General features: G+C 31.9%; 19 protein-coding genes and 1 other annotated feature. Of the genes, 2 read left to right on the top strand and 17 right to left on the bottom strand.

Annotated features, from left to right (window positions below):
* Positions 1–95: 95 nt before the first annotated feature.
* Positions 96–275, top strand: a complete 180-nt coding sequence (locus tag CD150_RS04805; RefSeq protein ID WP_019468500.1) for a hypothetical protein — start codon at positions 96–98, stop codon at positions 273–275.
* 412 nt (positions 276–687) lie between these two features.
* On the opposite strand, the gene radC is transcribed toward CD150_RS04805, so the two are convergent.
* The 7 genes from radC to CD150_RS04775 all read right to left on the bottom strand — a co-directional run bounded on the left by radC (position 688) and on the right by CD150_RS04775 (position 8,701).
* Positions 688–1,365 carry a RadC family protein gene (radC, locus tag CD150_RS04800; RefSeq protein ID WP_070039347.1) on the bottom strand — a complete coding sequence of 226 codons (678 nt, stop codon included), beginning with the start codon at positions 1,363–1,365 and terminating at the stop codon, positions 688–690.
* 217 nt (positions 1,366–1,582) lie between these two features.
* Positions 1,583–1,792, bottom strand: coding sequence for a hypothetical protein (locus CD150_RS13260; RefSeq protein WP_073341796.1), 210 nt, complete (start codon positions 1,790–1,792; stop codon positions 1,583–1,585).
* Between the two features lie 157 nt (positions 1,793–1,949).
* A complete protein-coding gene (locus CD150_RS04795; RefSeq protein WP_073341794.1) occupies positions 1,950–2,771 on the bottom strand; it encodes a squalene/phytoene synthase family protein in 822 nt (273 codons plus the stop codon).
* A gap of 233 nt (positions 2,772–3,004) precedes the next feature.
* Positions 3,005–3,853 carry an aldo/keto reductase gene (locus CD150_RS04790; protein WP_073341791.1) on the bottom strand — a complete coding sequence of 283 codons (849 nt, stop codon included), beginning with the start codon at positions 3,851–3,853 and terminating at the stop codon, positions 3,005–3,007.
* 125 nt (positions 3,854–3,978) lie between these two features.
* Positions 3,979–4,680, bottom strand: coding sequence for a prepilin peptidase (locus tag CD150_RS13925; RefSeq protein ID WP_225792172.1), 702 nt, complete (start codon positions 4,678–4,680; stop codon positions 3,979–3,981).
* A gap of 116 nt (positions 4,681–4,796) precedes the next feature.
* Positions 4,797–6,059: a bifunctional folylpolyglutamate synthase/dihydrofolate synthase gene (locus CD150_RS04780; protein WP_073341786.1), complete on the bottom strand. Its 1,263-nt coding sequence runs from the start codon at positions 6,057–6,059 to the stop codon at positions 4,797–4,799.
* 11 nt (positions 6,060–6,070) lie between these two features.
* Positions 6,071–8,701, bottom strand: coding sequence for a valine--tRNA ligase (locus CD150_RS04775; protein WP_073341783.1), 2,631 nt, complete (start codon positions 8,699–8,701; stop codon positions 6,071–6,073).
* A gap of 40 nt (positions 8,702–8,741) precedes the next feature.
* Positions 8,742–8,983: a binding site (T-box leader), on the bottom strand.
* A 58-nt stretch (positions 8,984–9,041) separates the two neighbouring features.
* Here CD150_RS04775 and CD150_RS04770 point away from each other — a divergent pair.
* Positions 9,042–9,620 carry a DNA-3-methyladenine glycosylase I gene (locus CD150_RS04770; RefSeq protein ID WP_073341780.1) on the top strand — a complete coding sequence of 193 codons (579 nt, stop codon included), beginning with the start codon at positions 9,042–9,044 and terminating at the stop codon, positions 9,618–9,620.
* Positions 9,621–9,976: 356 nt separating this feature from the next.
* Here CD150_RS04770 and CD150_RS04765 read toward each other — a convergent pair whose 3' ends face one another.
* From CD150_RS04765 to tig, 10 genes are all read right to left on the bottom strand, one after another.
* Positions 9,977–11,059 (bottom strand): AbrB family transcriptional regulator, encoded by a 1,083-nt coding sequence (locus tag CD150_RS04765; RefSeq protein ID WP_073341778.1) that lies wholly within the window; start codon positions 11,057–11,059, stop codon positions 9,977–9,979.
* 223 nt (positions 11,060–11,282) lie between these two features.
* Positions 11,283–12,566: a glutamate-1-semialdehyde 2,1-aminomutase gene (hemL, locus tag CD150_RS04760; RefSeq protein ID WP_073341776.1), complete on the bottom strand. Its 1,284-nt coding sequence runs from the start codon at positions 12,564–12,566 to the stop codon at positions 11,283–11,285.
* Between the two features lie 14 nt (positions 12,567–12,580).
* Positions 12,581–13,558, bottom strand: a complete 978-nt coding sequence (hemB, locus tag CD150_RS04755) for a porphobilinogen synthase (protein ID WP_046207655.1) — start codon at positions 13,556–13,558, stop codon at positions 12,581–12,583.
* Complete coding sequence (locus CD150_RS04750) at positions 13,548–14,234, bottom strand: uroporphyrinogen-III synthase (protein WP_073341773.1); 687 nt, start codon at positions 14,232–14,234, stop codon at positions 13,548–13,550. The genes hemB and CD150_RS04750 overlap by 11 nt, the downstream gene beginning before the upstream one ends.
* Positions 14,235–14,252: 18 nt before the next feature.
* Positions 14,253–15,179 (bottom strand): hydroxymethylbilane synthase, encoded by a 927-nt coding sequence (hemC, locus tag CD150_RS04745; protein WP_073341771.1) that lies wholly within the window; start codon positions 15,177–15,179, stop codon positions 14,253–14,255.
* 49 nt (positions 15,180–15,228) lie between these two features.
* Positions 15,229–16,068, bottom strand: coding sequence for a cytochrome C assembly family protein (locus CD150_RS04740; RefSeq protein WP_064208860.1), 840 nt, complete (start codon positions 16,066–16,068; stop codon positions 15,229–15,231).
* 21 nt (positions 16,069–16,089) lie between these two features.
* Entirely contained in the window at positions 16,090–17,424 is a 1,335-nt protein-coding gene (gene hemA, locus CD150_RS04735) for a glutamyl-tRNA reductase (RefSeq protein WP_103161393.1), read from the bottom strand.
* 149 nt (positions 17,425–17,573) lie between these two features.
* Entirely contained in the window at positions 17,574–18,161 is a 588-nt protein-coding gene (yihA, locus tag CD150_RS04730; RefSeq protein WP_046207659.1) for a ribosome biogenesis GTP-binding protein YihA/YsxC, read from the bottom strand.
* 271 nt (positions 18,162–18,432) lie between these two features.
* A complete protein-coding gene (gene clpX / locus CD150_RS04725; protein WP_046207660.1) occupies positions 18,433–19,695 on the bottom strand; it encodes an ATP-dependent Clp protease ATP-binding subunit ClpX in 1,263 nt (420 codons plus the stop codon).
* Positions 19,696–19,881: 186 nt separating this feature from the next.
* Positions 19,882–21,192: a trigger factor gene (gene tig, locus CD150_RS04720; protein WP_073341768.1), complete on the bottom strand. Its 1,311-nt coding sequence runs from the start codon at positions 21,190–21,192 to the stop codon at positions 19,882–19,884.
* Positions 21,193–21,295 lie beyond the last annotated feature (103 nt).

Raw genomic sequence — 21,295 nt, 5'->3', positions numbered from 1 at the left:
TATCATCAGACTATAGGTGTATTTATATTTTAACTATAGACCGATGTATGTTTCATGCATTAATATTAAACTATATTAAAAGGAGTGAATAGACAATGAGTATTTTATCTATAATCCTGCTTGCACTCTTAGTTATCTTATTATTTAGAGTAGGTTTATCTATTTTAAGATTTTTAATCTATGTTGGCATAATTGTATTATGTATTTACCTAGGATACCAAGGCATTCTTTGGTTAATGGAAAATTATAATCAATTTTTCAGTTTTATAAATTAAAATTTTAGCGCTTATAGACATTGATGTCCAATAAGCGCCTTTTTTTAATTCATATGACTGTTTTTCGCAATTACACGCTTACATTAATAACAAGCACACAATAATAACGTCCAAATTAATCTAACGACGACCGTACTAAAAATGAATAATCCTAATCTTTCAAAAATTAAGACGCGTTGATGAAACTGTACCGCCAACCGTCAAAATCAAAATAGTACTATATAAATGCATTATAATCATTTTAATCATTTGCATTTAATAAATCATAGGTAATAATAGCGCAACTAAAAGTATATTGCCTACTGCTTAGCCAGCTAATTTGATGTCTCGGATATAAAATAACTATTTAGTATATAATGACAGAGCCATTCAATATCATCAGCAATATTAACTCCATTTAAACTAACACAGTTTAATCAAAATATCCTTCTTCTACCATACTTAAATATTCATGGTCTCCTATAATGACATGGTCTAATAAATCAATACCTAAAAGTTGTCCACATTCTCTAAGTCTTTCGGTGGTTTTAATATCTTCATTTGAAGGTGTTGTATCACCAGATGGATGGTTATGTAAAACGATAATTGCATTACTGGCACATTTAATCGCTTCACTAAATATTTCTCTTGGATGTACGATTGAAGCATTTAACGTACCTATAAATATTGTTTTCTTTTTTATAACGATATTTTTGGAATTTAAGAAAAGTACAATAAATTTTTCTTGTTTTAAGTGTTCCATCTGACCCATCATAAAGTCCGCCACATCTTTAGGGCTAGTGATTTGAATTTTATCATCGACGCTTCCAGAATGTATGCGCTCTCCTAATTCAAATGCTGCTTTCAATATAAGTGCTTTATACAGTCCCACACCTTTTATTTTGTTTAAATCGTTAATGGATAATGCTTTTAACTCTTTTAAATTATCTACTGATTTTAATAATTCATTAGCTATGTCTAAACTTGAACTACCTTTTCTACCTGTATTAATTAGAATAGCTAATAATTCAGCATGTGATAAATACCTAGCACCCTGACTCAACATACGTTCTCTTGGTTTTTGATGATCTGCAAGTTCATTTATTTTCAATAAATAACAACTCCTATGAAATAATCTAGATGTATTACAATATTGGTAAACTTAATCATTTGTAATGTCATTGGAATAAGATTCTTTAGAAGATTTCAAAAGTGAGATGTATTTATTCTACTACGAATGATATCTCATGTAGACTTTTTTCTCATTAATCTAATAATTGTTAATTTCTAGCTAAAAATTTTTAATTCAATATGAAACAGTTGCATCATTAAAATTTATGATTATCAAAATGATTACTATCATGCTGATATTTTCTAAAACTATCTATTAAAATGAAAATGCCTAATCCAAGTATGATTAAAGGAAGTATGATGATGAAATATATTGTGAGTTTCCCAAATATATTAGTTAAAAATGCTAAAGCAAATATTATTAAAAATACAAAATTTAATAAACTTAATAGTGTCGTTCTCTTCATAACTGAATCCATCCTTAAATTAATGTCTGTTCAAAGATATCTCATAATAGTGCGTTAAAATTCGACAAATAAAATCATACATTATATATAATTAAAAAGCATAGTAAGTATCAACATGTAAATCTTACATATTAAAATAACTATGCTTTTAATCAAACTACTCTTCTTTTTTAACTTCTTCTACTGTTTTTTCAACTTCTTCACGTGTCATTTTTTCACGTCCATTTTTCATTGCTTTTAATGTTTTATGTGCGAACGCTAATGGTAAACGACAGAACAACAATATCGTTCTTTTATTGATAGCCTTCATGTATTCATCAGCTTTTGCTAAATTTTCTTCAGCATATACAAATAAATCTGCGCGAGTCCAACCATCTGGAACAAAGCTTACGTCACGTTCTTCAAGATCTTCTTCCTCATTACGAAGGATGTTGACAGCCTGGAGTCCTCTACCGTAGCCTATTGCTAAATCTCTATCTGTTTTAACGTTTGCACAAACATCCCAGAGTTTAGATAGCATTACACCTACAAGCCCAGCCACATAATATGTATAATCATCTAAATCATCGCGAGATTTAATTCTCCAATTAGCTTTTGCCCATTTTGCCATACCATACGCCATTTCACTAGAAGATTCTCTAACGATTGACCGTGTGTGTTCAGGGCAAGCATCCAACCAATCTTCCAATCTTACTGTAACCTCTGGTAATTTATCTTTGACTGGATTTATGATTTCTAAATATTTTTCTGAATCAAAAGGTGTTTTAAGTAAATCGCTAATTTGCATTAACAAATGATACTTTAAATCATTACTAATTTCTTCATGATCTTCAATTTCATCAATTGCACGCATAACTAAATATGCACAAGCTACAGAATGTTTTAGTTCTTTTTCTAAAAAAGTAATTGGAATATAAAACGTACGGCTTGTCTCTTTTAAAACGCGCATTGCATCTTTTGGGAATTTCTTTTCTGCCATTTTATGAGTTCCCCTCCCTTTTCTTGATATTATCATATTTTTAAATATTAAAATAGCATATGCTATACTGTTAGCAGATTTATACTTATGTTATTTAAATATATTAAAAAGCGAGAATAAAATCGACTAAAATTAATCGATTCTATTGCCCGCTTCTAGGAGTTAGCAAACACAGATTTTTAAAATACTAAGCTTCTAAAGATTTTAGTACTTAAATGTAACTTTAAATTCTATTATACAAACTCTTCGTATTCATAAGGATTTTGTCCTTCAACACGACCATTTTCACCTTTGTCTAATGCATCAATTTTAGCAATATCTTGATCTGATAGTTCAAAGTCTAGATAATTAAAGTTATCACGTTGATGGTTATATTGTGATGCTTTAACTACAGGAAAAACATGCTTTTGGTTTACCCAATTAATAATGACTTGTGCTGTAGTACGATGATATTTTTCAGCAATTTCTTTAATTGTATCATTCATAAGCACATCATTAATCTCACGACCCAAAGGACTCCACGCTTCTGATAAAATACCACGCTTATCATTTTCTTCAATTAATTCACTATTATTAAAGTATGGGTGAATTTCTATTTGGTTAGTTACCGGAGTAACTCCTGTTGCCTCAATGATGTCATCTAAATGATCAGGCATAAAATTAGATACACCTATTGATTTTATTAATCCATATTTTTGAGCATCAACTAATGCTTGCCAAGCTTCCACATATTTACCTTGTTTAGGATTAGGCCAATGAACTAGATATTTATCAAAATAATCTAAACCTGTTCTATAAAGAGATTCTTGTATCAAGTTAATTGCCTTATCATATTCATGAGCCGAACCTGGTAATTTGGCACTAACATAAATTTCTTCTCTAGGAATACTAGAACGACGAATAGCTTCACCTACCATCCCTTCATTATTGTAGTTAGTAGAAGTATCAATGACGCTATAACCTAGATTTAATGCATTTTCTAATTCTTTAACACCTTTACCACCTTGAATATTAACTGTACCTAATGCTATATGAGGTAATGTAGTACCATCATTTAATAGAAACTTTTTATTTAAACTCAATTTATAACTTCCTTTCAATATTAGGTGAGTTTTGTTACAAATCAACCTTAAATTGATTTTAAATCATTACTTTTATATTTTACCCTTTTTTAAGCATTTATAATCGCTATAGTTGTCTGAATTAATCATAAGTATCTTAATCCTACTTCAAAAATTCTTAAATGTAATAAAACTGTCTCTATACAAAAAGCAAGATATATAAATGGAATAAGTGGTATTTTAATTTTTCGCTTTTTTGTTTGAAGCACTAATATCGTTGAAATTACACTGCCTAATAAGAAAGTAAGAAAGAGTATGTTAATAAAGATGGAATAAGGTATTAAGTAAGATAAAAGTGAACAAATTAATATATCGCCATATCCAATAGCATGTTTGAACAAGAAATAAAATATGTGTAGAAAGAATGTAACAATGACAAAATAATTAAGATGACCCTCAAAAATTATTGCACTAACAAAAGCAAATATTAAAAATATATGTAATGGGATAGAAAGTGTTTGTATATCATAGAGAGCAAAAACAAGCAGAAATAAATATAAACATATGAAAGTACTTAACGCTTGTACATTTGGATGAAATAGTGTATAAAGTGCTGGTACTACTGACAATATTTCACCTAAGATATAACATCTACTAAGCGTTTGTTTACAGCACGACGCCTTTCCAAAAAGTCTAATATAACTGAATATGGGTATGATATCTCTGTACCTCAATTGCTTATTACAGAAATCACATTTAGATTTAGTTACCAAATACTTTAATTTAAAAGTTTCTACAAAACATAACTGGTAAAGAAAACTAAATAATACAGGACATACAACAAACAATAACAGCAATGAATCGCCTCCTCTTGCTTATTATACCTGCAAGAGCCTAGCTTTTTAACAAAAACATCATTTTTTAAAGAATAGTAACTAGCTTTATGATATTCAAATAAAAATATTTAGAAATTCACTTTCGCTTTAACTTCACTAATGAAATACAAACTACCTGTAATGACTAACCCTTGTCCTTCATAGTTTTCAATAAATTGAACAAAATCATCTACAGTTTCTTTTTGCTCGAATCGTATTTCATCATAAATTTCTTCTTTTGTACATGCTTTTGGAAAATCAAAATCGGTAATATACATTGTAGAAGCAATTGTTTTTAATTGATCAACCATTGCGTGGATAGGCTTGCCATTGATAGCTGCATACAAAACGTCCACATTGTCTATTTTATAATAATCTTTTAATGTCTTTATGAGTGCTTCTATACTTTCTAAATTATGCGCACCATCTATAATCATCAATGGATCATCTTTAACCTTTTCAATTCTTCCTGTCCAACGCACTGCTTCAATCCCATTGATCATCTTGTTAAAATCTAATTCCACTAACCCTGATTCATTTAATTCGATTAATGCTGTAATTGCCAATGCTGCATTCTCTTTTTGATGTTCACCAAACATATCCAAAATAAGCGTTTCTAGTTCATAATTCTTATAGCGATATGTAAATTCCTCACCTTGTGAAATCACACTGATATCTCTATCTAACTCGATACCTTCCGCATTTTGTTGTTCTACAAAATCACGAATGACTTTAAGTGCATCTTCATTCTTCACAGCATATATAACAGGTGTTTCAGGTTTAACAATTGCACCTTTATCTTTGGCAATATCTACATATGTGTCGCCTAATATATCAACATGATCTAAACCAATACTCGTTAAAATGCTAAGTATTGGTTTAAATACATTTGTAGAATCATTTTTTATACCTAAGCCTGCTTCTACTATTACAAAGTCAACCGGATGAATTTCTCCAAAATATAGAAACATCATCGTTGTAATAATTTCAAATTCTGTTGCTGTTCCAAGTTCTGTTTCTGCTTCTAATGCTTCACTTACTGGTTTTACCTTTTGAACTAATTCTACAATGGCATCATCGCTAATTGGTACACCATTTAAACTTATACGTTCATTAAACGTTTCTATAAAAGGAGATGTAAAGGTCCCAATTTCATATCCATTGTCAACAAGCGCTGACCTTAAATAGGCAACTGTTGATCCTTTACCATTTGTACCACCGACATGAATACCATTGATATTAAATTGTGGATTGTTTAATTTATCTAGCATCCACTCCATGCGTTTAACACCTGGTTTAATGCCAAATTTAGTTCGTTCATGTATCCAATATAAGCTGTCTAGGTAATTCATGTTAAGGACTCCTATGCTTTTAATTGATTAATGCGTTCTTGTACACCATCATATTTTTCTTGATATGTTTGCTTTTTCTCACGTTCTTCATTAATAATTTTTTCAGGTGCTTTATTAACAAAGTTTTCATTTGCTAGTTTCTTATTAACACGGTCTAACTCTTTTTCCCATTTTTTGAGTTCATTTTCTAAGCGCGAAATTTCTTTATCCATGTCAATCAAGCCTTCTAATGGTAATACGACTTCACCAGCAGAAGTAATAGATGTCATTGCTTTTTCAGGGATATCTATTGTAGTTTTAATAATCAACTCACTTGGATGACAAAATCTATCAATATAGTTTGAATTGTTTAATAAAGTCTCTTTTATATTTTCATTTTTTGCTTGAATAAAAATTGGAATTGCTTTAGATAATGGCGTATCTACTTCTAAGCGTGATTGTCTTACGGATTTAATTATTTCAACAAGTTGTTGCATCGTTTCTTTACTTTCATCAAATACTAACTCATTATTGGATTTTGGCCAAGCTGCATTGACAATCGTTTCACCTTCGTGTGGTAAATTTTGCCAGATTTGTTCTGTTACAAATGGCATAAATGGGTGCAACATTCTCATCGTATTATCTAATACATATGTTAATACAGAACGTGTAACTTGTTTTTGATCTTCATCTTCTCCGTTCATAGGTATTTTACTCATTTCTATATACCAATCGCAGAATTCATCCCAAATAAAGTTATATAAAGCTCTGCCAACTTCTCCAAATTCATAACGTTCACTTAAATCAGTGACTGTATCTATTGTTTCATTTAAGCGTGTTAAAATCCATTTATCTGCTAATGATAAATTACGAGTTAAGTCAACATCTTCAACTTTGAAATTGTCACCAATATTCATCAGACTAAATCTAGCAGCATTCCAAATTTTATTAATAAAATTCCAAATTGATTCAACTTTTTCCGTAGAATAACGTAAATCATGACCAGGAGATGACCCAGTGGCTAAGAAATATCTTAAACTATCTGCGCCGTACTCATCGATTACATCCATAGGATCAACACCATTGCCTAAAGATTTACTCATTTTACGGCCATCTTCAGCACGTACTAACCCATGTAATAACACATCATTAAATGGTCGTTGTCCTGTAAACTCAAGTCCTTGGAATATCATTCTGGCAACCCAAAAGAAAATAATATCATAACCGGTTACAAGTACATTAGTTGGATAATAACGTTGAAAATCTTCGTTTTCAGTATCAGGCCAACCTAATGTTGAAAATGGCCAAAGCGCACTTGAGAACCAAGTGTCTAATACATCCTCATCTTGCGTCCATTCATCTGAATTTTGTGGAGGTGTTTCACCGACGTAAATTTCTCCTGTTTCATTATGATACCATGCAGGTATTTGATGCCCCCACCATAATTGTCGTGAAATCGTCCAATCTCTAATTTCTTCCATCCAACGATTAAATGTTTTTTCAAATCTTTGAGGTACAAAATCAATTCTATTATCCGTTTTTTGGTTATTTAACGCTTGTTCTGCTAATGGTTTCATTTTAACAAACCATTGTGTGGATAGATAAGGTTCAACGACCGCACCAGAACGTTCAGAATGTCCAACAGAGTGTTCATGTTCTTCAATTTTAATCACTAAATCCTGTTCTTGTAAATCTTTTACTAATGCTTCACGACATTCAAATCTATCCATACCTTGATATTTACCAGCATGTGCATTCATATGACCAGACTCATCCATAACAGTAATGTGCTCTAGATCATGACGGTTACCAATTTCAAAGTCATTTGGATCATGTGATGGCGTAACTTTCATCGCACCACTACCAAAATCGATATCCACATATTCATCTGCTAGAATTGGTAATTCTCTTCCAATTATAGGCAAGATTACAGTTTTACCTATCACATCTTTATAACGGTCATCATTCGGATTCACCACGATTGCAGTGTCACCTAACATTGTCTCAGGGCGCGTAGTTGCTATTTCTATATACCCATTGCCATCTGCGTAAGGATATTTGAAATGATAGAACTTGCCTTGAACATCTTCATGAATGACTTCTATATCAGATAAAGCAGTACGTGCAACTGGGTCCCAGTTGATAATGTATTCACCTCGATAGATGAGTCCTTTATTATACATATCGACGAATACTTTTTTTACCGCTTTACTAAGTCCTTCATCTAACGTAAAGCGTTCTCTACTATAATCTAAACCTAAACCTAATTTTGCCCATTGTTGTCTGATAAAATCAGCATACTCTTCTTTCCAGTCCCAGGCTTTTTCGAGGAATTTTTCTCTACCTAAATCATGGCGAGATAAACCTTCTTCTTTGAGTTTCGCTTCTACTTTAGCTTGTGTCGCGATGCCAGCATGATCCATACCTGGTAAATATAGTGTGTCATACCCTTGCATACGTTTCATTCTTGTTATAATGTCTTGTAATGTTGTATCCCAGGCATGACCTAAATGTAATTTACCTGTTACGTTTGGGGGTGGAATAACAATTGTATATGTTTCTTTTGAATGATCTTCTGCTGCTTTAAAATAGCCATTACTGACCCATTGATCATAACGCCCAGCTTCAACTTCGTTTGGATTATATTTGGGGTTCATTTCCATGTTTAAAATCCTCCTTAAATAAATAAAAACCCATCCTATAAAATAGGACGGGTTTACCGTGGTACCACCTAAATTCAAGAAATTAACATTAATAATTTCAAGCACTTAAAATTATGATTAACGCTCAAACACGCTTTAACCTACTTTATTATCTTTGTTTTGACAAATTTCAGCTAAAGTTCAATGAGGGCTACCTTCAATAAGTTAAACTGTACATTTTCAGCGACCATGTACTCTCTGTTAAATTTCAGCTTATTTACTCTTCCCATTAAACAATATTTCTTTACTTGATTATAGTATAATGGATATGAAAATAAGTCAATAAAATGGAGTGAAATTTATGAATGAATGTGCGTTCGGCACTACAGATCCTGTATATATTAATTATCACAATGAAAGTTGGGGACATCCTATATATGATAGTTTGAAATTGTTTAAATTAATGGCGTTAGAATCCCAACATGCTGGTCTATCTTGGTTAACCATTTTAAAGAAACAAGAAGCGTATGAACAAGCATTTTATAATTTCAATCCAGCTAAAATTGTAAAAATGACTTCAGAAGATATTGATAAGTTAATGGCATTTCCTAATATTGTTCATAACAGAAAAAAATTAGAGGCTATTGTCAATCAAGCTAAAGGTTATTTTAAAATTGAGCAAGATTTCGGCAGTTTCAGTAAATTTTTATGGTCTTATGTCGATCATAAACCACTCGATTTAGGTTATATTCAATCAAGTGAACGGATTACAGTCGATCAGCGTGCAACTGAACTTTCTAAAAAATTAAAACAATATGGATTTAGTTTTTTAGGTCCGGTAACTGTCTTCTCATTTTTAGAGGCAGCAGGACTATATAACGCTCACTTACAATCATGTCCTTATAATCCTAATATATACAACGGTGAAGGTTTTCATTAACATCAAACTAGTTTTGATATAAAAAGTGACATGCTCCCCCATAGTATTTATTTTTAAATATCTACATGGAGAAGCATATTAGAGACTTTGTTGACAGTCTGGCATGAGCTTTTGTTCATGTTTTTAGATTAAACAACTAGGAATCTTTCAAAAGTGAATCGATGTCATAAATGTATAAAAATGATATGCATAAAATCATGAAAATTTAAGTTTATAAAAACCACTCCGAAGAGTGGTCAAAAGGATGAAGTACTGGAGGTACTTCTCTTCTATAATATCAAACAGAAATATGTTGTTCAATATATTAAATATTAAATTATTGTAAAAAATTAAAAGATTTACAAAGTTATATTTCGCTAACCATTTTTATTGCTTTCACGCTGCCTTTCTCTAAATTTAAGAAAATAATTTAACATCGGTGCAATTAAAAATAATATAAAGAAAATTCTAAAGATATGATAACTAGATATCATCGCAACATCTGCGCCAGTTTCAATAGCAACTAATACGATTTGACTCATACCCCCAGGCGCAGCACCAAGGAATAGTTCATTTACTTGATGATGAGATACCGTTGCTATAAACAAGACCATGACAAATGCTAATAATATCAATAAAATATTCTGAAATGCTATTGCTAATGCAATTCTTCCTTTCATTTGGTCAAGTAATTTTGCTATTTGTATCCCTATTCGAATCATATATATGATTTGTGCTGCAGCAATGATGTAATTATCTAATGTGAAAGTCACACCAGTAACTAAGTTCCAACATATCAGTACGAGGATAGGCGCAAGTAATTGCTTGGTTGGAAAATTTATTTTTGACATAACAAAATAAATAACGACTATTGCTATAATGAGTAGAGCCATATTGGGAATTGTTAAAGCCTGTGTCAAAACTTCTGTAGACTGTCCAGACGTTGAATGATTTCCAGGGCTTTGAAAAAAATACGAAATAAATGGCACTAATATAACTACAAAAATGATTCTTGATGTTTGAGTTAAACTAACAACCATGATATTCGCTTTTTTATTTTCTTCTGCCATTATTAACATTTGACTTAAAGCGCCAGGAATCACACTTAAAATTGCCGTTTCAGTATTAACATTGGCAATTTTTTTGAAAAAATAAGCAATGATTAATGCTAAAATAAGTAACATAATTGTTATTAAAACAATCGTGAGCCAATCATCTTTAATGTCAAATATGACATTTTTAGTAAACGTAGAGCCAATTTGAACACCTAAAAGCACTAACCCGATTTGGCTCAACCAAAACGGCCACTTTATATCTAAATGTAAATAGCGTATACAAACGATACTAGCAATAATTGGACCAAACATAAATGGTAGCAAAACATGGGCAGCATTTAGTGCCAAACTAAAAATAAGCGCTAATATTAATACGATTATATTATTTTTTAAATGCTTATTCATATGCTCACAACTTTCCTTAGTATCGTTATATATACATGTCTAACTAAAACAATGGAGCGAGTTAGAAATCAAAATGCTTAATTTGATTTCGAATCCTCGCCCCATTAAGGTAAAAAGAACTCTAAAAAGTAAGTACAATTAAATATTGTTAATGAAGCTTTTAAAATACTGTTTAATATGGCTAAGTAGTAAATACCAACATAAAACTTTTAAATGACTAACATTAAACAATACGACTTAAAGCAGTATCAAATGCTGCTAATGTTTTTTCTATATCCGCTTCTGTATGGGCAGTAGAAAGGAAAGTCCCCTCGAATTGAGAAGGTGGTAAAAATACGCCTTCTTTAGCCATTTCTCTATACATTTGACTAAACATTTCTAAATCACTTTGGTTTGCTTCTTCAAAATTAGTTACCGGTCCTTCATTCAGGAAATACCCTATCATAGAACCTGCACGATTTACAGTTATGGGTACATTATGTTTTTTAAAAATATCTTTTAATCCACTTTCTAATATATCTCCCAGTCTATTGAAATAATCATATGACTCTGGTGTTAATTGTTTCAAAGTTTCATAACCGCTTGTCATAGCTAGCGGATTTCCTGATAATGTTCCTGCTTGATATATATTACCTGATGGTGCTATATGGTCCATGATTTCTTTTTTACCGCCAAATGCTGCTGCAGGTAATCCACCACCTATAACCTTACCGAGACAAGTTAAATCTGGCATCACATCAAAGTAACCTTGTGCACAATGATAACCTACTCTAAAGCCAGTCATAACTTCATCAAATATTAATAATGAGCCATATTCATTTGTGATATCTCTTAAACCTTGTAAGAATCCATCAACTGGTGGTACAACACCCATATTGCCTGCTACTGGTTCAACGATGACGCCAGCAATGTCATCACCAAACTCTTCGAAAGCTACTTTTAATGATGCCAAGTCATTATATGGCACTGATATTGTATTTTTAGCAATACCTTTGGGTACGCCAGGAGAATCTGGTAATCCTAAAGTTGCAACGCCAGATCCAGCTTTGATTAAAAGCGAATCGCTATGACCATGATAACATCCAGTGAATTTCACTATTTTATTTCTACCAGTATAACCTCTTGCTAAACGTAATGCATCTAATGTTGCTTCTGTTCCTGAAGATACCATACGTAGTTTTTCAATGGAAGGTACACGATCAATAACTAATTCTGCTAACTTGTTTTCAATTAATGTAGAAGCACCAAAACTTGTTCCATTATCAACAGCTTCATGTAATTTTTCATTAACTTGTTTATTTTTATGACCTAAGATTAATGGTCCCCAACTTAGAACATAATCAATATATTCATTGCCATCAATATCGTATATTTTTGAACCTTCCCCATGATCCATAAAAATCGCAGGTGTATCTACAGATTTAAATGCTCTAACTGGACTATTTACGCCCCCTGGCATTAGATTTTCAGCTGTCTTCATTGCTTCTATAGAATTATTATATCCCATTTAAAATTGCCTCCTTATTGTTCATCAATATATCTACAAATATCTTTAGAGAAATATGTGATAATCATGTCTGCGCCTGCACGTTTCATTGAAATCATCTGTTCCATCACAACTTGTTTTTCATCAATCCAACCATTAAGTGCAGCAGCTTTTGTCATGCTATATTCACCACTTACATTGTATGCAATTACTGGTACATTAGTCGTATTTCGCACATCTCTAATAATGTCTAAAAAGCTTAATGCCGGTTTAACTATCATCATATCTGCACCTTCATGTAAATCACTGTCTAGCTCTCTCAATGCTTCTCTTCTATTTGCTGGATCCATTTGATACGTTTTTCTATCGCCAAATTGAGGTGCAGACTCAGCAGCATCACGGAATGGCCCGAAAAAGCTAGAAGCATATTTTATACCGTAACTCATGATTGGTATATTATAATAACCAGCATCATCTAAACCTGCTCTAATTTCTGCAACAAATCCATCCATCATATTACTAGGTGCAATGATATCAGCACCCGCTTCTACTTGTGAAATAGCAGTTTTCACTAGTAATGGTAAAGATTTATCATTGTCTACATCATTTGTTTTTTCATCAATAACACCACAATGACCATGGTCAGTATATTCACATAAACAAGTGTCTGCAACAACGAGTAAATCACTGTACATTGCTTTGGCTTTTCTTGTAGCTTCTTGAACAATACCATTATGATCAAAAGCGCCTGTACCGATGGCATCTTTTTCATTAGGTACACCAAAGAACATGATGCCTCTGATACCTAAATCATATGCTTCTTTAATTTCTTCATCAAGCAGATTTAAACTAAGTTGATACACACCTGGCATTGACTTAATTTCTTCTTTAACATTGTCTCGTTCTACAACAAAAATAGGATAAATTAAATCTTCTTTGTGTATATGTGTTTCACGAACCATTTCTCTCATAGATTTACTACTACGTAATCTTCTATGTCTATCAAATTGCATCATTTTCCCAACTTTCTTCAACTTTATTTATTAATGAATCTAACGTTTGAATATTTGATGTTGTTGCATCATAACCATATTGTTTGACCGTGTCTAAGGTTTGTTGTCCTATGACATAATAATGATTAAATCGCGGTGTTTCACTTTGCTCAAAAAAATATTTTACTGCAGATGAACTCGCAAAAGTAATGACATCTAGCTCATTATTTCGCATCATACGTTTAACATCTGCAATATTTTTAGTATGTGGTACTGGACGGTATAAATCAATTTTACAAACTTGATACCCTTGTTGATATAAACTTCTCTGCATTAAAGGGCGTGCATAAGCACTTGAAGGAATCAATATTTTACTGTTTTTTTCAGTCTGAAAATATTTAAGAAAACCTTCCTGTGAATAATCTGAAGGATAAAATAATACATCTAATCCCAATGATTTACAATATTCTGCAGTTTTAGCGCCTATTGCAGCAAAATTTTTTACGTTCACTTGCGATAGAAATGGTTGAAAATACTTCACTGCGTTCTTTGACGAAAAAATAAGCCAGTCATAGTCGACATCTAATAAATTTATATCAAATGATAAAGGTTCTACATCTATAAACGGCTTGTGTAAAATATGCTTATCATCTTGTTTAAATTTAGAAGTTTGTGTCATAACTATAACTGGTCTCATTATTTTCACCTCGAACGATTATTGTTCTTCGTTTAGTGCTTTTATTATTTCGTACGCACCTTGTGCATTTAAGACTTCTGTTACTTTTTCACCTAATTCAACAGGATTATTCCCGCGCTCGGTATGTTCGTAACGTTCTTTACCATCAGGTGACATAATTAGTCCTGTAAATTCTATTGTACCATCACTATTTTTACTAGCATAGCCCCCTATAGGCACTTGGCAACTTCCATTCATGCGTTCTAAAAATGTACGTTCGGCAGTTACACATTCTGCAACATCATCATTGTGGACTTTAGCAAGAAGCTCTAGCAGCTCCTTGTCATCAGAACGACATTCTATACCCAATGCACCTTGACCAATTGCAGGGATCAAAGTATGCTCATCTAAATATGATGTTACGATATCATCTGACCAACCCATACGTTTTAGCCCTGCTGCAGCTAATAAAATGGCATCATAATCTTCATTATTTAATTTACTCAATCGTGTGTCAATGTTACCGCGAATCCACTTTATTTGTAAATGTGGATATTTTGCTAGTATTTGTGCACCACGTCTTAGCGAACTGGTACCAACAATACTTTGGTTTGGCAATGATTCTAGCGGAACATGATCTTTAGCAATATATGCATCGTATGGATTTTCTCTGTCAGGTATGCAACCTAAAGTCAATCCATCTGGAATTACGCTTGGAACATCTTTTAAAGAATGAATTGCCATATCAATTTCTCCATTAAATAGAGCATTTTGAATTTCTTTAACAAATAGACCTTTTCCGCCCACTTTAGATAATTGTTTATCTAAAATTCGATCGCCTTTCGTTACGATTTCTTTTATTTCCACTTCTAAACTTGGATCTACCATTTTTAATTTATCAATAAATTGTCTACTTTGTGTTAAAGCTAACTTACTTCTTCGTGAACCTACTACTAATTTACGCATCATGCGCAACCTCCTAGAAACAAGTCTATTCATTCAACTAAATCACACTTCAATAAATACCTGTCCATTGATGAAAATCAGATATATGTGAAGCGAAAAATAAATTAATCATACTAAGACAAAACAATATGATATTAAAATAAATTAATTTGTGCTTTGTTAGCATTTTTTTAACTCTAAAAATTAAATAAATTCCATATAGTAATGTTATGATTGAAGACATAATAACTTTAGGGTCTACAATGATATTTACCCCTAATGTATTAAACCCCCATTGTGCACCTAATACAATACTTAATATGATGAATATGAAACCAATTAAACTACTGTAAAATACCACTTGTTCAAGCGTAGCTACACTACCTATTCTAAAATATTTCTGGTCAAACCGTTTTTGCTTCAAATTATTGTATTGTATTAAATATAAGATACAATTTACAAACGCAAAGGCAAATAATGCGTAACTAATTACCGCCAAACTTATATGCACAATAAGCAATTCATTGATAATATTGAGTTTTTCACCAGTGCTTTGATAATGCATAGGTTGGAACGTATTGATTGCAATAAATAAAAAACCAATCATATTAAATAAAAATATAGATAAGTTTATTTGTTTTATCACATTGATTACTATGGAAATAGAAATAATAAGCCATGCTACAGCAAAAAACACATCAAATATATTACCTAATGGAATTTGTTTCGTTACATTTACATATAAAGATAAAGAGATTGTTTGTAACATCCAAACAATCCCCAATGAAACAAAACCAATCATTTTAACTCTATGATGCTTTTTCAAAAAATCATAAAAATAACAAGCAATGCTAAATAAATAAATTAATAATATAAGTTCATTTAATCTAATGAACGAAAATTCTTGCATATCATCACCATTTGCATTTACTTATTCAAAACTAAAAATTTGACTTGTTGTTGTTACATTGCGTTTTTTCTCTTTTGGTTTATAGGCTTGTTCAGCTTCAATGTCAAAAATGTTTTGAAATAGCTCTAATTTTTCGTTACTTTTTTTGTCACTACTCAACTCTTTTGCTTGCTTAATAGGATCTTTTAACATTTGATTTATGATACTTTTAGTGTGTTTTGATATCACTTTACGTTCTCTTTCTGTTAATCCAGGGAGTTTTCGATCAATACTACTCATTGTATCTTCTTGAATATCCATCGCTTTTTCTCTAAGCGCGCGAATAACAGGAACAACACCTAACATATTAACCCATTCATTATGTGCATCAATTTCTGCTGGAATTCTTTGTAAAATTTCATCAGCAGCATTTTGACGTTGTTTTAGGTTCGCGTCTACTAAACCTTTCAAATCGTCAACATCATAATTAAAAACATCTTGAATCGTATCTATGCCTGGTTCTATATCTCTTGGAACCGCAATATCTATCAACACGAGAGAATCATTTTTCCGTTGTGATTGAATCGTAGCCATCATGCTATTTGTAATGATATATTCATCTGAACTCGTTGAACTAATCACAATATCCGCATGTGCCAAAAGTTGTGGTAGTGCCTCTATAGATTCATATTTAACATTGTGTGCAGTTGCTAATTTCTGTGCTTTACTCACAGTCCTATTAACAATGGTTACATCAGTTACGTCTGAACCTATCAAATTCAAGAGTGATAACTCACTCATATCCCCTGCACCAATAATCAAAGCACTTTTATTATTAATTTTGCCAAATACTTTTTTACTAAGTTCAACTGCTGCATATGAAACACTAACTGCATTATCTGCAATATCCGTTTCATTATGCGCTTTTTTCGCAAAAGTAATCGCTTGTTTAAACAGATGATTAAATATAGTACCAGTTGTATTTTCTTCTTGAGCAATAAAGAATGCATCTCTAATTTGTCCAAGAATTTGAGTTTCTCCTAACACTACAGAATCTAAGCCTGAAGTAACTTGCAATAAATGTCTTACTGCTGCGTCCCCCACAGTTACTTCAGTCATTTCTTTAATCTCTTCAACATCAAACCCAAAATTTCTCGCTAAAAAACGTTGAATATAATAGCGACCTGTATGAATTTGATCAACAACAGCATATACTTCTGTGCGATTACAAGTTGATAATATTACATTTTCTAAAATAGATTTAGTTTCGAATAAATCAACATTGGCTGAACGTATGGCATCATCTTTAAAAGCAACTTGTTCTCTTAGTGCTACATCTGCTGTACGATGATTAATGCTTATCGCAATTAAATGCATTTATAACGCCCTCCATACATATTACAATAACTAAATTATAACACAATTATCATTTGAGTTAAGCATATTGCACACGTAAATTAGAAATATTCTAATCTACATTCAAATAGTTGTCATAATTTATAGGCTTTAACCGTTTTCTCAACTTTCTATATATATTTTGCAATTATATCCCATACTTGTTGTTGCTTATTCGCTTGGATAGAAGAATAACTGATAATTTCATCTTCAGGTTCCATTTCAAGTTTTCGCTGGACATTGGCTAAATGTTTCTGTACTTTACCTTTAGCGATTTTATCTTCTTTTGTAGCAACTACTAATGTCGGAATATCAAAATACTTCAAATAGTTATACATTAAAATATCATCTTCTGTAGGATTATGTCTCAAATCAACAAGCTGAATGACAAGTTTTAAAGACGTTCTCTGAGAAATATATTTTTCAATCATTTTTCCAAACGCTTCACGTTGTTTTTTACTCACTTTAGCATAACCATAACCTGGCACATCTACAAATACCAGTTGATTATCAATATTATAAAAATTGAGCGTTTGTGTTTTACCTGGTTGTTGTGAAGTTCGTGCCATATTTTTACGTCCAATCATACTATTAATAAAAGATGATTTACCAACATTGGAACGACCACTGAGTCCTACCTCGCTCAAACCAGTTTCAGGATATTGTTCAGGCTTTACCGCACTGATTAATAATTCTATTTCATTAGGATTTATTTTCATTACCGACCCTCTTTTCTATTAAAGTCACTTCATTATTATATTACACAATTTCACTTATTTATATGTATTTTTATATGATTTATATTCCATTTTAAAAGAAAAAGGCTAAGACACATTTAAAATGTCTCAGCCTTTTAGTCTTAATTTTCAACATTGCCTAATATAAAACTTTGATAATCTAATATATACAACGTTAATCAAAACTCATAGGGCAACCAGTACTAATCAATTGATTCGCTTTTATTCAGCCCTTTATTTTCAAACTATTTTATTAAGCAGAAGTTTGTTCCTTATTAACGAGATTTCCTTCTTTATCGTATAGTTCAGGATCTTTTTCATCATTAATCGTTTCTTCAGTGATTACCACTTTTACAACACCATCAGAAGATGGAACATCATACATAATATCGATTAATGCTTCTTCAATAATTGAACGTAAGCCACGCGCACCTGTTTTACGCTCAATCGCTTTGTTACTAATTGCAGACAATGCTTCGTCTGTAAATTCTAGTTCTACATCATCTAGTTCTAACATTTTTGTATATTGTTTTACTAAAGCATTTTTTGGTTGTGTTAAAATATTTTTCAATGCATCAACATCTAGTGTTTCTAGATTTGCAACAATAGGCACACGACCAATAAACTCTGGAATTAGACCGTATGATTGTAAATCTTCAGGTCTGATTTGTTCTAAGATTGCATCCTCATCATATTTAGATGCTTCACTACTAGAAAATCCAATGACTTTTTCACCTAGTCTGCGTTTAATGACTTCATCAATACCGTCAAATGCACCACCAAGTACAAACAAGATATTTGTAGTATCTATTTGAATTAATTCTTGGTTAGGATGTTTACGTCCGCCTTGTGGTGGCACGCTTGCAGTTGTACCTTCAAGAATTTTCAATAGCGCTTGTTGTACACCTTCACCTGAAACATCTCTTGTGATAGAAGTATTTTCTGATTTTCTAGCAATTTTGTCGATTTCATCGACATAAATGATACCTTTTTCAGCTTTATCTATATCAAAATCAGCTGCTTGAATTAAACGAAGTAATATATTTTCAACGTCATCGCCAACATATCCGGCTTCAGTGAGACTCGTAGCGTCTGCGATTGCAAAAGGCACATTTAATGTTTTAGCTAAAGTTTGGGCTAAAAGGGTTTTACCGCTACCTGTTGGACCAATTAAAGCAACGTTACTTTTTTGTAATTCTACGTCATCTTCATTTGGACCTAAATTTTGAACACGTTTATAATGATTATATACTGCGACAGCTAAAGATTTTTTAGCTTTTTCTTGGCCAATAACATAATCATTTAATTGATCCATAATTTCTTTAGGAGTTGGTAATTCTGTTAGTCCTTCTGATTCTGATTGAGCTAACTCTTCTTCAACTATTTCTGAACATAGCTCAATACATTCGTTACAAATATATACGCCACTTCCTGCGACCAATTTTTTAACTTGGTCTTGATCTTTACCACAGAAAGAGCATTTTAAATTTTCTTCATCTTCATTGAATTTGAACATTCTATTTACACCCCTATTCCCTAAAGACTATACTAGATAGCATTTTAATATGCAACTTGAACAAATCTCAAGTTTTTTGCACAAAACATTGTAGCAGACACATTAATTGAATGCATCTGCTACTAGTTTACAATATTAAACAACTATACTTTGTTTCTACAAACAATATGCTTGTGACATTTTTAGTTATGCTTCAGAGTCATCTTTAGATGGTTCTACTAATTTCGCTTCTTCTACTAACATATCAATAACTTTTTGAATACGCACATCATTTTTAACAATGTCAGTGTTACCAAGTGTTTGTTTAATATCTTCTACAGATATATTAAACTGTTCACTCATTTTTTCTAATTCTTTGTCGATGTCAGCATCAGATACTTCTACTTCTTCTGCATCAGCAATCGCAGTTAATGTTAAGTTTGTTTTAACGCGTTCCTCAGCATCATCTTTCATTTGCTCTCTTAATTGTGACTCATCTTGTCCAGAAATTTGGAAATAAGTTTCTAAATTAAGACCTTGTTGTTGCATACGTTGTCCAAATTCTTGAACCATGCGGTCTAACTCAGTTTTAATCATCGCTTCTGGAACATCAATTGTTGTGTTATTCGTAGCTTTATTAATAGCTTCTTCTTTTTGAGTATTCTCAGCGTCTGTAGCTTTTTGTTCAGCTAAACGTTTACGTAAGTTTTCTTTATACTCATCAACTGAGTTAGCCTCTGCATCTAATTCGTTTGCAATTTCATCATTTAATTCTGGAACGTCTTTATATTTGATTTCATTAACTTTTGTTTTGAAAGTAGCTTCTTTTCCAGCTAATTCTTCAGCATGGTATTCTTCTGGGAATGTTACATTAACATCTTTTTCTTCGCCAGTTTTAACACCAACCAATTGTTCTTCAAAACCTGGAATAAATGAACCTGAACCAATTTCAAGGTCGTAGCCTTCAGCTTGTCCACCTTCAAATTGTTCACCATCAACATAACCATCAAAATCAATGTTTACCGTATCACCATTTTCAACTGTACCATCTTCTTTAACAACCATTTCTGCTAGATGTCCAAGTTGATGATCGATTGATTCTTGTACTTCTTCTTCAGTTAATTCAGTATTTTGTTTTTCAATTTCTAAACCTTTGTAATCACCAAGTTCAACTTCAGGTTCAACTACAACATTTGCTTCAAATGTCATGTCTTTACCTTTTTCAATTGATGTTACATTGATTTCTGGTTGATCAACTGGTTTAATGCCAGTTTCGTCAATAGCTTCACCATACGCTTCTGGTAATAAGATATCAACTGCATCTTGATACAATGCTTCTACACCAAAGCGTTGTTCAAAAATTTGGCGAGGTACTTTCCCTTTACGGAAGCCTGGCACATTAATTTGTTTAACCACTTTTTTGAAAGCTTGATCAATTGCTTTGTCTACTTTTTCTGCTGGAACAGTAACAGATAAAACACCTTCGTTACCTTCCTTTTTTTCCCAAGTTGCTGTCATGTATAAAAACCTCCATGATTATCCTATTTTATTTTTTCAACTTCATTATTATAGCACACGTCAAAGCTCGACACAAATTATGAATTTTATATGAATAATTAAT

The sequence above is a fragment of the Staphylococcus ureilyticus genome, assembly GCF_002902235.1.
In the GTDB taxonomy this organism is placed as follows: domain Bacteria; phylum Bacillota; class Bacilli; order Staphylococcales; family Staphylococcaceae; genus Staphylococcus; species Staphylococcus ureilyticus.
The sequence above is the reverse complement of the archived record's forward strand: the minus strand, read 5'-3'. Positions and strand labels throughout refer to the sequence as shown.